Consider the following 12,623-nt stretch of genomic DNA (forward strand, 5'->3'; position numbering starts at 1 on the left):
TGATCGTTCAGGAGGCTCTGAATCTACCGGCAGGTAGGGACGCTGTGAGCGGTGGATCAGGTGATTCACGCCACGGCGCGCGGCCCTGCCTGCCGTGTGATCACGTGCCCTACAGACGCCCTCACCGACTGTCACGGAACGGGACCCATGCCTGCGCAATCCAAGGCGGAAGCAAGCGCCCCGCGGCCCGCGCGGGCCGCGCGGCCGTCGACGTCTCCGCTCACCGAGCGGCAGGAGGCCCGCCGCCGCAGGATCCTGCGCGCGAGCGCCCAGTTGGCCAGCCGGGGCGGTTTCGACGCCGTGCAGATGCGCGAGGTCGCCGAGTCCTCCCAGGTGGCCCTCGGCACGCTGTACCGCTACTTCCCGTCCAAGGTGCATCTGCTGGTCGCCACCATGCAGGACCAGTTGGAGCACATGCACGGCACCCTGCGCAAGAAGCCCCCGGCGAGCGACTCGGCGGCCGAGCGGGTGGCGGAGACCCTGATGCGGGCGTTCCGGGCGCTGCAGCGCGAGCCGCACCTGGCCGACGCGATGGTCCGCGCCCTCACCTTCGCCGACCGCAGCGTCTCGCCCGAGGTCGACCAGGTGTCCCGGCAGACGACCGCGATCATCCTGGACGCCGTGGGCCTGGACGACCCGACCCCCGAACAGCTCTCGGCGGTCCGGGTCATCGAGCACACCTGGCACTCGGCCCTGATCACCTGGCTCTCCGGCCGCGCCTCCATCGCCCAGGTGAAGATAGACATCGAGACGGTGTGCCGGTTGATCGACCTGACCGACCCGCACGCCCCGCGCTGACCCGCGGGCGGGCGGCCCGGTGAGGCCGCGCGGGTCCGCCCGCGTGCCGGTCCCCGCGACCCGGCAGGATCCGGACGAGAGGGCCTAGTCCTCGGGTGGGAACACCGGTTCGCCGCTGCCCAGCAGGGTGATCGTGATGGCCTCCACCGGGCAGCTCTCGGCCGCCGCCAGGACGTGTTCGCCGGCGTCGGTGTCCGGCTCGACGGGGTGGGACTGGCGGGCGGTGTCGAGGCGGAAGCCGTCCGGGGCGTGGTGGAGGCACTGGGCCGAGCCGATGCACACCGACCGGTCGACCTCGACGTGCCAGCGGTCGCCCATGCCTAGGCCCCCGCCGGCAGGTGGATCATCTTGTGTTCGAGGTACGCGCCGTATCCCTCGGGGCCGAACTCGCGGCCCAGACCGGAGTTCTTGTAGCCGCCGAACGGGCCGAGCATGTCCAGGCTGAAGGTGTTGACGGAGTAGGTGCCGGTGCGGATCTGGCGGGCGATCTCGATGCCGTGCTCGGTGTCGGCCGTCCACACGCTGCCGGACAGGCCGTAGTCGGAGTCGTCGGCGATGCGCACGGCGTCGCGCTCGTCACCGTAGGGCAGCAGGCAGATGACCGGGCCGAAGATCTCCTCGCGGGCGATCCGCATGGAGTTGTCGACGTCACCGAAGAGGGTCGGTTCGACGTACCAGCCCCTCTCCAGCCCCGCGGGACGGCCCCCACCGGTGAGGATCTTGGCGCCCTCCTCCTGGCCGATCCGGATGTAGTCGAGGCTGCGCCGCTGCTGGCGGCGGGCGACCAGCGGGCCGACCTGGGTGGCCGCGTCCAGCGGGTCGCCGACCCTCAGGGAGCCGGCGGCCTGTGCGAAGGCGTCCGCGAACTCGTCGTAGCGGGCGCGGGGGACGAGGATGCGGGTCTGGGCGACACACGCCTGCCCGTTGTTCATCCAGGCGGCCGGGACGATTCCGGCGACCGCCGCCGACACGTCCGCGTCGGGCAGCACGATCGCCGCGGACTTGCCGCCCAGCTCCAGCGTGACCCGGGTGAGGTTGCGGGCGGCGACCTCCATCACCCGTTTGCCGGCCGCGACCGACCCGGTGAAGGACACCTTGTCGACGCCGGGATGCCCGACCAGGTACTCGCTGACCTCGCGGTCGGCGGGCAGGATGGACAGCACACCCTCGGGCAGGCCCGCCTCGCGTGCGATCTCGCCGAGGAGATAGGCGTCCAGCGGGGACTCAGGGGACGGTTTGAGGACGACCGTGCAGCCGGTCAGCAGCGCGGGCGCGAGCTTGGCGGCGGCGACGAACTGCGGGACGTTCCACGGCACCACGGCCGCGACCACGCCGACGGGTTCGCGCCGGACGAGGAGCGGGCCGAGGGCACCGGCGCGGCGCTCCTCGTGGGGGAAGTCCCGGGCGACCCTGATCGCCGCGTCCCAGACCATCATCGCGCCGAGCGCCTGGGCGAGGACGCTCCAGGAGTACGGGGAGCCGTTCTCGGCGGAGATAACCCGGGCGATCTCCTCGTGCCGGGCGGCGATGGCGTCCTTGATGCGGGTGACGACCTCGATCCGCTCCTGCGGCGTGGCCCGCGGCCAGGGGCCCTCCTCGAAGGCGCGGCGCGCGACGGCCACGGCCCGGTCCACGTCCGCCCGGCAGGCGTGCGGCACCCGGCCGATGACCTCCTCGGTGTGCGGGGAGATCACCTCGATGACGTCCTGACCCAGGGGATCGGTCAACTCCCCGCCGATGAACAGCTGTCCGTGTTCCACGAGTTCGGTCATGGCCGACTCCCTCCCACCGCACCGCGCACTTCTGACGCCGTGTCAGAACTGATATCAGCTCCGGTCACAGGGGGCAATGGCCACCAGGGAAGAGCCCCGCTCCGGCGAACTCCCCACCCGACTCCGGCCCCCGTAAGCTGGCTGACGTCGTGTCAGTTCTGGTCAGTGGTGCCGGGCGGAGGACGGATGACGGAGACGTTCGATCACGGTGGGGGTGTGCGGTCCGTCCAGGTGCCCATTCCGGACAACCCCCTGGGTCATACGCTGGTGTACGTCGTGGACACCGACCGGGGGCCGGTGCTGGTCGACACCGGCTGGGACGATCCCGCCTCCTGGGGCGCGCTGGAGGCGGGCCTGGCGGTCGGGGGCACGGCGGTCGGAGAGGTGTACGGGGTCGTCATCACGCACCACCACCCGGACCACCACGGGCTGTCGGCCCGGGTCCGCGAGGCGTCCGGCGCCTGGGTGGCGATGCACGCGGCCGACGCCACGATCGTGCGGCGGACCCGCGAGACACCGGCGCGGCGCTGGTACACGTACATGGCGGACAAGCTCGCGGCGGCCGGGGCACCCGAGGAGCACATCGCACCGCTGCGCGCGGCCCGGGGTCACCGCGCCGTGCCCGGCCTCTCCCCCGCGCTCCCGGACCGGGAGATCGTGCCCGGCGACCTCCTCGACCTGCCCGGCCGCAGACTGCGCGCGATCTGGACCCCGGGGCACACCCCCGGCCATGTCTGTCTGCACCTGGAGGAGGCGCACCCGGCCGGACTCCCGGGACACGGACGGCTGTTCAGCGGCGACCACCTGCTGCCGGGCATCACCCCGCACATCGGTCTGTACGAGGACCCCGACGACGCGACCGTGACCGACCCTCTCGGCGACTACCTCGACTCCCTGGAGCGGGTGGGCCGGCTCACCCCCGCCGAGGTGCTCCCCGCCCACCAGCACGCCTTCACCGACGCCCCCGGCCGGGTCGGGGAACTGCTGGTCCACCACGAGCAGCGCCTGGCCGGTCTGCTCGCGCTGCTGCGCGAACCCCTCACCCCCTGGCAGCTCGCCGAGCGCATGGAGTGGAACCGCCCCTGGGCCGACATCCCCTACGGCTCGCGCACCATCGCTGTCTCCGAGGCCGAGTCCCATCTGCGCCGCCTGGTGAAGCAGGGCCGGGCGGAACCGGTCCCCGGGAGCGAGCCGCCGGCCTACGTGGCGGTGTGAGGGTCCGGTGACGGTGACCCCCGTCACCGGGCCGGTGTGCGGGTAGCCACCCCTCGGACCCCGTGACGCTGCCGGTAAAGTGGCGGAGTCGTCATCACACCTGTTCAGGGGGGAGCCGGCGCGATTTCGGCGCCGACCCCGCAACCGTGGACCGTCTCCGGACGGTGAGCCGGACCGCCCCCCGGGACGGGGATGCTGACCGACTCAAGGTGCGTCGGCTCTCCGCCGCGCACGGCACCGTCGAGGTCTACGGAGCCGAGCCGCCCGGGGTGCCTCCCGTACGCTGCCGGCTCCCCGCAGGAGAGGCAGTCGCCGATCATGAACGTACGCCGCAACGCCGCGGTTCTCGCCGCGATAGGCGTGCTGGCCGCGGCCGCGCCCGCCACGGCCGCCGGTCCGTCGCCGTCCGCGAAGGTGACGCTCCCGGCCGGTCTGTACGGCAAGGCGGATCCGACCTACGACGGTGTGTGGCGCCAGTCGCTGACGCTGCTGGCCCAGCGCACGCTCGGCTACCGCCCGGCCGCCGCGGCCGTGGACTGGCTCACCGGACAGCAGTGCGCGAACGGCGGCTTCGCCGCCTTCCGCGCCGACACCGCCAAGGCCTGCGACAGCAAGGTCGTGCCGGACACGAACAGCACCGCCGCCGCCGTCCAGGCACTGCACGCCGTCGGCGGCCACGGCGGCGCGGTCGCCAAGGCCGTGGACTGGCTGAAGTCGGTACAGGGCAAGGACGGTGGCTGGGGCTACAACCCGGGCGGCCCGAGCGACTCCAACTCCACCTCCGTCGTCATCGGCGCGCTCGCCGCGGCCGGCACGGACCCGGCGGACGTGCGCAAGTCGGGCAAGTCCCCCTACGACGCCCTGCCCGGCTGGGCCGTCCCCTGCGACCAGGACGGCGGCGGCGCCCTCGCCTTCCAGCCGGACAAGAAGGGCAAGCTGGTCGCCAACGCGGACGCGACGGCGGCCGGTGTGCTCGGCGCGCTCGGCAAGGGCTTCGTGACCGAGGCCGGCAAGGCCCCCGCGCGGACCGGCTGTGCCGAGGCCGGCCACCCCGACCGGACGCGGCTGGCGGACAACGCGGGCGCCTACCTCGCGGCGGCCGTCGCGAGGAGCGGCCACCTGCGGTCGTCCCTGCCCGGCGCGAAGGACCAGCCCGACTTCGGCAACACCGCGGACACGGTCGTCGCGCTCGCCGCGGACGGCCGCACCGGGCCGGCGAAGAAGGCGTACGCCTGGCTGGAGAAGAACGCCTCCCAGTGGGCGGCGCAGAGCGGCCCGGCCGCCTACGCCCAGCTGATCCTCGCCGGGCACGCGGTCGGCGCGCAGCCGGGCGAGTTCGGCGGCACCAGCCTGGTCCGCGCCCTCAACGCCCAGGGCCCGGCCCCCGAAATGGAGCAGGCCGCCGAGGACGGGACCAAGGCCTCCGACGACGACTCGCACACCGGCGTGTGGTGGATCGCCGGCGTCGGCCTGGTCGCGGGCGTCGGCATCGGCTTCCTGCTCAGCGGCCGCAGGAAGCGGCGGCCGTGACCGCCGTCCGCCGTGCCGCGACCCCGCTGCTCGCCACGCTCGTCCTGCTGCTCGCCACCGCCCAGGCGCACGCCGCCGGCTACCGCTACTGGTCGTTCTGGGAGCGCGCCGGCGGCCACTGGACGTACGCCACCCAGGGCCCGTCCGTCGTCCGCCCGGACGACGGCACGGTCCAGGGTTTCCGCTTCGCGGTGAGCGCGGACTCGGCGGACGCGAGCCGGCCGCGCGGCACCGCGGACTTCGCCTCGATCTGCGCCCACACGCCCGCCGAGTCCGGCAGGAAGCGGGTGGCGCTGGTCCTCGACTTCGGCACCGCGGCCGACGCGCCCTCCGGCGAGGCACCGCCCGCCCGCCGCACCGTCTGCGCCCGGGTCGCGCCGGACGCGACGAGCGCCGAGGCCCTGGCCGCCGTCGCGAAACCGCTGCGCTACGACACCAACGCCCTGCTGTGCGCGATCTCCGGGTATCCGCGGACCGGGTGCGGCGAGCAGGTGGCTTCGGACGGGAAGGCAGCCGCCCCGAAGGAGAAGGGCGGGTCCGGCGGCGGCCCCTCGCTGGGCCTGCCGATCGGTGCGGGCGTGGTGGCCGTACTGGCGGGAGCGGCGGTGTGGCAGGCACGGCGGCGACGCGGGAATGACTAGCGGGCCGGGCGACGGGCGCGCGGACGGGCGGTGCGCGGCCGTTCCCGCCGTTCCCCGGGTGTCGGGGCGATCGCGGCCGCCGCGCGCCGTGGCGGGCGCGTCCCCCGAGCGCGGGCGAGCGGTCCGGCCCACCCTCCGGCACCGGTACCGCGCCCTTGCGCACCCCGGTGCCTGGTGGCTCTGGTCGCTGTCGCTCGGCACCGCGGCCACCCGCACCACCAACCCCCTTCTGCTCGCCCTGCTCATCGCGGTCTCCGCCTACGTGGTGGCGACACACCGCTCCCCCGCCCCCTCGTCCCGCTCCTACACCGCCTTCGCCCGGCTCGCCCTCGCTGTCCTCGCCGTCCGCCTCTTCTTCGCGGTGGCCCTCGGCTCCCCCATCCCCGGGACGCACACCCTGTTCACGCTCCCGGAAGTCCCGCTGCCGCACTGGGCGCAGGGCATCCGGCTGGGCGGCAAGGTCACCGCGGAGGCGCTCGTCTTCGCCGCCTACGACGGCCTGAAACTGGCCACCCTCCTCATCTGCGTGGGCGCGGCGAACGCCCTCGCCAGTCCCTCCCGGCTGCTGAAGTCCCTGCCCGGCGCGCTGTACGAGACGGGCGTGGCCGTCGTCGTCGCCCTCACCTTCGCGCCCCATCTGATCGCCGACGTACAGCGACTGCGTGCCGCCCGTCGGCTGCGTGGCCGCCCCGACCGGGGTGTGAGGGGCCTGCTCCAGGTCGGTCTGCCGGTCCTGGAGGGCGCGTTGGAGCGCTCGGTGGCGCTCGCCGCCGCGATGGAGTCCCGCGGCTACGGCCGCACCGCCGACGTCCCCGCCCGGGTCCGCCGTACGACGGCCGCGCTCACCCTCGGTGGTCTGCTCGGGGTGTGCGCGGGAACGTACGGGCTGCTCACCGCGGCGGGCGGCACGTACGGTCTGCCGGTGCTGTGCGCCGGGGTGGCCGCCGCGCTGGCCGGTCTGCGGCTGGGCGGCCGCCGCTCCCCGCGCACCCGGTACCGCCCGGACGCGTGGGACGTACGGGCCTGGCTGGTCGTGGGCTCGGGGGTCGCGGTCGCCGTACTGCTCACACTCGCCTCCGCCCGTGATCCGCAGGCGCTGCACCCGGGGGTCGTCCCGTTGGTCGCACCCACGCTTCCACTGTGGCCCGCCCTCGCGATCCTGCTCGCCCTGCTGCCCGCCTTCCTCGCGCCCCGGCCGGCCGGGGCGGGCAGGGCGCCCGAACCCACGAAGGAGCCGTCGTGATCCGCTTCGAGGAGGTCGGCGTCACCTACGACGGCGCGGCCGGGCCCACCCTCCGCGAGGTCGGCTTCGAGGTGCCGGAGGGTGAACTGGTGCTGCTCGTCGGCCCGTCCGGGGTCGGCAAGTCGACCGTGCTCGGCGCGGTCAGCGGGCTGGTCCCGCACTTCACGGGCGGCACGCTGAGCGGACGGGTCACGGTGGCCGGCCGGGACACCCGTACGCACAAACCGCGGGAACTGGCCGACGTGGTCGGCACCGTCGGGCAGGATCCGCTGGCCCACTTCGTGACGGACACCGTGGAGGACGAACTCGCCTACGGCATGGAGTCGTTGGGGCTCGCCCCGGAGGTGATGCGGCGCCGGGTGGAGGAGACCCTGGACCTGCTGGGCCTGGCCGGGCTGCGGGACCGTCCGATCGCCACGCTGTCCGGCGGGCAGCGCCAGCGGGTCGCGATCGGCTCGGTGATCACCCCGCACCCCCGGGTGCTCGTGCTGGACGAGCCGACCTCGGCGCTGGACCCGGCCGCGGCGGAGGAGGTGCTGGCCGTGCTGCAACGGCTGGTGCACGACCTGGGGACGACCGTGCTGCTGGCCGAGCACCGGCTGGAACGCGTGATCCACTACGCGGACCGGGTGGTTCTGCTGCCCGCGCCGGGCGCCGCCCCGGTCGTCGGCACCCCGGCCGAGGTGATGGCCGTGTCCCCGGTGTACCCGCCGGTGGTGGACCTGGGCCGGCTCGCCGGCTGGACCCCGCTCCCGCTGACCGTACGCGACGCCCGCCGCCAGGCCGCCCCCCTCCGCGCCCGGCTGACGGCGGCGACGAAGGGGCGCGCGGCCCTGCCAACCCCCACACCGACACCGGCGCCGGCACAGGCACAGGCGCCGGCGCCCCGGAAGGGCCCCCGCTCCCTCTTCCGTCGCCGCCCCTCCCCCGCCCGGGACGCCCATGGCGCCCCCGCCCCGTACATCGCGGAGGTCCGGGCGCTCGGGGTGCGTCGGGGCGGGGTCGACGCCCTGTCCCGGGTGGACCTGCGCGTGGCGCCCGGGGAGACGGTCGCGCTGATGGGGCGCAACGGCGCCGGGAAATCGACCCTGCTCGGCTCACTCGTGGGCCTGGTGGAGCCCACCGCCGGCACGGTCCGCGTCGGCGGAACCGCCCCCCACCGCACCGCGCCGCGCGAACTCGTGCGCCATGTCGGCCTGGTCCCGCAGGAACCGCGCGATCTGCTGTACGCCGACACGGTGGCCGCCGAGTGTGTGGCCGCCGACCGGGACGCGGACGCGGCGCCCGGTACCTGCCGGGCGCTGCTGACCGAACTGCTGCCGGGCGTCACGGACGACACGCACCCGCGCGACCTGTCCGAGGGCCAGTGCCTGGCGCTGGCGCTGGCCGTCGTGCTCACCGCCCGCCCGCCGCTGCTCCTGCTGGACGAGCCGACGCGCGGTCTGGACTACGCGGCCAAGGCCCGGCTCGCGACCGTACTGCGCGCCCTGGCCGCCGAGGGGCACGCGCTGGTGCTGGCCACGCACGACGTGGAGCTGGCGGCCGAGATCGCCCACCGGGTGGTGCTGCTCGCCGAGGGTGAGGTGATCGCCGACGGCCCCACGGACGAGATCGTGGTGTCCTCTCCCTCCTTCGCGCCACAGGTGACGAAGATCCTCGCCCCGCAGCGCTGGCTGACGGTGGCCGAGGTGCGCGAGGCGCTGGCATGAGCACGCCCGCGCCGGGCCGTACGGCGTCCCCGCCGCTCCCCGCCGCCGCCCGGCGGGTGCGGGCCGTCCGGCTGCGTCCCCGTTCGCTCGCCGCGCTCGCGCTGGTCGGCGCGGTCGGCGTCGCCGCCTTCGGCTGGCCTTTCCTTGCGCCGCCCACCGCGCAGGTGAACGCACACGCCCAGGACGCGCCCTGGCTCTTCGCGGGCCTGCTGATGCTGCTGGTAGCCGTCGTGGCGGCGACGATCTCCGAGTCGGACCTCGGCCCGAAGGCCGTCGCCATGCTCGGGGTGATGGCCGCAACCGGGGCGGCGCTGCGCCCGATCGGCGCGGGGACGGCCGGGATCGAGCCGATGTTCTTCCTGATGGTGCTCAGCGGGCGGGTGCTCGGCCCCGGCTTCGGTTTCACCCTGGGCTCGGTGACGATGTTCGCGTCGGCGCTGCTCACGGGCGGGGTCGGGCCCTGGCTGCCGTTCCAGATGCTGTCGATGGGCTGGTTCACGATGGGTGCCGGGCTGCTGCCGGGGGCGGCCCGGCTGCGCGGCCGGGGTGAGCTGGTGCTGCTGGCCGGGTACGGCTTCCTGGCGGCCTTCGCCTACGGCACGCTGATGAACCTGGCCGGCTGGCCCTTCCTGGGCGCCGCGGCCTCGGACATCTCCTTCGACCCGCACGCCGCGGTCCCCGCGAACCTGGCCCGCTTCGCCGCCTACTGCCTGGCCACCTCGCTCGGCTGGGACCTGGGCCGGGCCGTGTGCACGGTGCTGCTGACCCTGGCCCTCGGTCCGGCGGTGCTGCGCGCGCTGCGCCGGGCCACCCGGCGGGCCGCGTTCGAGACGGCGGTCACCTTCGACGACCCCGCCGCGTGATCAGGCCTCTCCATTGCGTGAGCGAGGGGGTGAAGCGCCCCACATGACCCAGATCACCTACGGCCGACGGGCGTAGGTCGATTTGTCCGATACGTCCCTCACCGCACCCCTGCTGACCTGCGGATTGAGAGCCACGCCACAGCGCGGACTTTTCCCCGGGATCCGGCCACAACTAGTAAAAGGGGTCATTGCGGACGGCCCTCCGGCCTGTTTCTCTGGAGCACGTCGCCAGGCACCCCGGGCCTCACCGGCCGGGGGCGCCCACGCATACGGCCACAGCGCGTGGTCCATGCCATGCGGGCGACCCCCTGTCCCCGACGCAAGAGGTTCTCCGTGTCCGTCTCCTCCATCCGCCGCATCGCTTCCCCGAAGAAGGCCCTCACCGTCGCCGCCGTGGCCGCCGCCACCGCCGGTATGGCACTGGCCTCGGCGCCCGCCCAGGCCGCCCCGACCTCGGCCACCTCGGCGCAGGCGGCCGCGCACAAGATGATCCCGGACGCCGCGCAGTTCAACGCGTTCAGCAAGATCGTCGAGCGGGAGAGCGGCTGGAACCCCTCCGCCACCAACAGCTCCTCGGGCGCCTACGGCCTGGTCCAGGCGCTGCCGGCCTCGAAGATGTCCTCGGCCGGTGCCGACTGGAAGACCAACCCGGCCACCCAGATCAAGTGGGGTCTGGACTACATGAACTCCCGCTACGGCAGCCCGGTCAAGGCCTGGAGCTTCTGGCAGGCCAACGGCTGGTACTGAGCCGACCGGCTCGGAAGACGACAGCATCCGCGCACCCCCGCCGCACGTCCGGCGGGGGTGCGCGCGCGTGTCCGGGCATCGTTGAGTCGTCACCACCTCGTGCACGCGGCCGGCGGGAGAGAAACATGACGACAGCGCGGATTCCGGCGGGGGACCCGGAGATGCGGGGAGTCCGGCTGGTGGCCGTACTCCTGGCCCTGACCGTGGTGAGCGGTCTGATCGACGCCGTGAGCTATCTGGGTCTGGGCCGGGTCTTCACGGCCAACATGACCGGCAACGTGGTCGTCCTGGGGTTCGCGGCGGCCGGGGCGCCCGGCTTCTCCGTCCCGCACACGGCCACCTCCCTGGTGTGCTTCCTGCTGGGCGCGGTGGCGGGCGGCCGGGTGGCCGCCCGCCGCAAGGGCGGCTCGCGGCGCGCCTGGGCCCGGTGGACGCTGGCCGCCGAAGCGCTGCTGGTCGGGGTGTCCGCGGTGGTGGCCTTCGCCTGGCCGGACGCCGCCGGCACCCGGTACGCGCTGATCGCCCTCACGGCCTTCGCGATGGGCCTGCGCAACGCGACGGTTCGCAGGCTCGGCGTCCCCGACCTGACGACCACGGTCCTGACGATGACGCTCACCGGCCTGGCCGCCGATTCCCGCCTGGGCGACGGCACGGGCAAGCGCTCGCCACGCCGTACCGCCTCGGTGGTCGCGATGCTCGGCGGCGCCTTCCTGGGCGCGTGGCTGGTCCTGCACCACGGTCTGGGCATTCCGCTGCTGATCGCGGCGCTGGCCTCGGGGGTGCTGGCGGTGGTGGCCTCCGGACGGGAGTGAGGGCGGCCGTCAGCCGGCCGTGACCCTGAGTTCCTTGACGCCGTTGATCCACGCCGAGCGCAGTCGGCGCGGGGGGTCGGCGAGCCGCAGGGCGGGCAGCGCCTCGGCTATCGCGTGGAAGATCAGGTCGATCTCCAGGACGGCGAGGGACTTGCCTAGGCAGAAGTGCGGGCCGCCACCGCCGAAGCCGAGGTGGGGGTTGGGATCGCGGGTGATGTCGAAGGCGTCGGGGTCGGTGAAGACCTCGGGATCGTGGTTGGCGGAGGCGTAGAAGAGGCCGATCCGGTCGCCCTTCGCGATCCGCACGCCGCCCAGTTCGGTGTCCTCGGTGGCGGTGCGCTGGAAGGCGTTGACCGGGGTCGCCCAGCGCACGATCTCCTCGGCCGTGGTGGCCGGGCGCTCGCGCGTGAACAGCTCCCACTGCCCGGGGTGGGTGAGGAACGCGTGCATGCCGTGGGTGATGGCGTTGCGGGTCGTCTCGTTTCCGGCCACCGCCAGCATCAGCACGAAGAAGCCGAACTCGTCGGAGTTGAGGTTGCCCTCGTCCTCCGCCGCGACCAGCGTCGTCACGATGTCCCGCGCGGGGCACCGCTTGCGCTCGGCGGCCATGTTCATGGCGTAGGCGATGATCTCGGCGGCGGACTGCGCCCCGATCTCCTCGGTGATCGCGTACTCGGGGTCGTCGTAGGCGATCATCTTGTTGGACCAGTCGAAGATCTTGGACCGGTCCTCCTGCGGGACGCCGATCAGTTCGGCGATGGCCTGGAGGGGCAGCTCGCACGCGACCTCGGTGACGAAGTCGAACGGGCCGGTGCGGGCCCGGGCGGCGGCGGCGATCGCCTCGGCGCGGGCGCGCAGACGGCCCTCCAGGGCGCGGATGGAGCGTGGCGTGAAGCCCCGCTGCACGATCTGGCGCACGCGCGTATGTTCCGGTGGGTCCATGTTCAGCAGGATGAGCCGTTGCGCGTCGATCGCGTCGCGTTCGATGTGCTCGTTGAAGCGGATGATCGCGGTGTTGAGGGTGGAGGAGAACAGTTCCGGGTGCGTGGAGACGTACTTGACGTCGGCGTGCCGGGTCACGGCCCAGTAGCCGGTGTCGGCGAAACCGGCGATGCCGCGCGGCTGCGGGATCCAGCGGACCGGTTCGGTGCGGCGCAGCTCGGCGAATTCCGGGAGGGGCACACGGTGGTGCAGCAGATCGGGATCGGTGAAGTCGAACCCGTCGGGCAGCGCGGGGCAGTGCATGGGGCGACTCCCAGCCATCTGACGGTCCATCAGCGAGTCCCGTGAACG

Annotated in this window: 12 protein-coding genes; 9 read left to right on the forward strand and 3 right to left on the reverse strand. The window is 73.9% G+C overall.

All coding sequences use genetic code 11. The annotated features are described in order from the left end of the window. The first annotated feature begins 147 nt into the window (after window positions 1-147). On the forward strand, window positions 148-798 hold the full coding sequence (locus ACIBA9_RS25555; protein ID WP_399366462.1) for a TetR family transcriptional regulator: 651 nt from the start codon (window positions 148-150) through the stop codon (window positions 796-798). Between the two features lie 84 nt (window positions 799-882). Here ACIBA9_RS25555 and ACIBA9_RS25560 read toward each other — a convergent pair whose 3' ends face one another. Continuing rightward, window positions 883-1,116 carry a ferredoxin gene (locus tag ACIBA9_RS25560; RefSeq protein ID WP_399366464.1) on the reverse strand — a complete coding sequence of 78 codons (234 nt, stop codon included), beginning with the start codon at window positions 1,114-1,116 and terminating at the stop codon, window positions 883-885. Window positions 1,117-1,118: 2 nt separating this feature from the next. Further along, on the reverse strand, window positions 1,119-2,570 hold the full coding sequence (locus ACIBA9_RS25565; protein WP_399366466.1) for an aldehyde dehydrogenase: 1,452 nt from the start codon (window positions 2,568-2,570) through the stop codon (window positions 1,119-1,121). Window positions 2,571-2,756: 186 nt separating this feature from the next. Between ACIBA9_RS25565 and ACIBA9_RS25570 the strand changes: the two genes are divergently transcribed. From ACIBA9_RS25570 to ACIBA9_RS25605, 8 genes are all read left to right on the forward strand, one after another. Next, window positions 2,757-3,785, forward strand: coding sequence for an MBL fold metallo-hydrolase (locus ACIBA9_RS25570; RefSeq protein ID WP_399366468.1), 1,029 nt, complete (start codon window positions 2,757-2,759; stop codon window positions 3,783-3,785). 318 nt (window positions 3,786-4,103) lie between these two features. After that, entirely contained in the window at window positions 4,104-5,315 is a 1,212-nt protein-coding gene (locus ACIBA9_RS25575; protein WP_399366470.1) for a prenyltransferase/squalene oxidase repeat-containing protein, read from the forward strand. Then, window positions 5,312-5,956, forward strand: coding sequence for an SCO2322 family protein (locus ACIBA9_RS25580; protein WP_399366472.1), 645 nt, complete (start codon window positions 5,312-5,314; stop codon window positions 5,954-5,956). The genes ACIBA9_RS25575 and ACIBA9_RS25580 overlap by 4 nt, the downstream gene beginning before the upstream one ends. Window positions 5,957-6,014: 58 nt before the next feature. Further along, the gene (locus ACIBA9_RS25585; protein WP_399366474.1) at window positions 6,015-7,199 is read left to right on the forward strand and encodes an energy-coupling factor transporter transmembrane component T; all 1,185 of its coding nucleotides are present in this window, start codon (window positions 6,015-6,017) and stop codon (window positions 7,197-7,199) included. Continuing rightward, on the forward strand, window positions 7,196-8,908 hold the full coding sequence (locus tag ACIBA9_RS25590; RefSeq protein ID WP_399366476.1) for an ABC transporter ATP-binding protein: 1,713 nt from the start codon (window positions 7,196-7,198) through the stop codon (window positions 8,906-8,908). Before ACIBA9_RS25585 ends, ACIBA9_RS25590 begins: the two co-directional genes overlap by 4 nt. Continuing rightward, the gene (locus ACIBA9_RS25595) at window positions 8,905-9,771 is read left to right on the forward strand and encodes an ECF transporter S component (protein ID WP_399366478.1); all 867 of its coding nucleotides are present in this window, start codon (window positions 8,905-8,907) and stop codon (window positions 9,769-9,771) included. The genes ACIBA9_RS25590 and ACIBA9_RS25595 overlap by 4 nt, the downstream gene beginning before the upstream one ends. 333 nt (window positions 9,772-10,104) lie before the next feature. Then, a complete protein-coding gene (locus tag ACIBA9_RS25600) occupies window positions 10,105-10,518 on the forward strand; it encodes a transglycosylase SLT domain-containing protein (RefSeq protein WP_399366480.1) in 414 nt (137 codons plus the stop codon). Between the two features lie 125 nt (window positions 10,519-10,643). Further along, window positions 10,644-11,330: a YoaK family protein gene (locus ACIBA9_RS25605; protein ID WP_399366483.1), complete on the forward strand. Its 687-nt coding sequence runs from the start codon at window positions 10,644-10,646 to the stop codon at window positions 11,328-11,330. A 9-nt stretch (window positions 11,331-11,339) separates the two neighbouring features. Here the strand turns inward: ACIBA9_RS25605 and ACIBA9_RS25610 are convergent, their stop codons facing one another. Next, window positions 11,340-12,575, reverse strand: coding sequence for a cytochrome P450 (locus ACIBA9_RS25610; RefSeq protein ID WP_399366810.1), 1,236 nt, complete (start codon window positions 12,573-12,575; stop codon window positions 11,340-11,342). Between the last annotated feature and the right edge of the window lie 48 nt (window positions 12,576-12,623).

Origin of the sequence: Streptomyces sp. NPDC051452, assembly GCF_044454765.1 — a bacterium.
GTDB lineage: Bacteria > Actinomycetota > Actinomycetes > Streptomycetales > Streptomycetaceae > Streptomyces.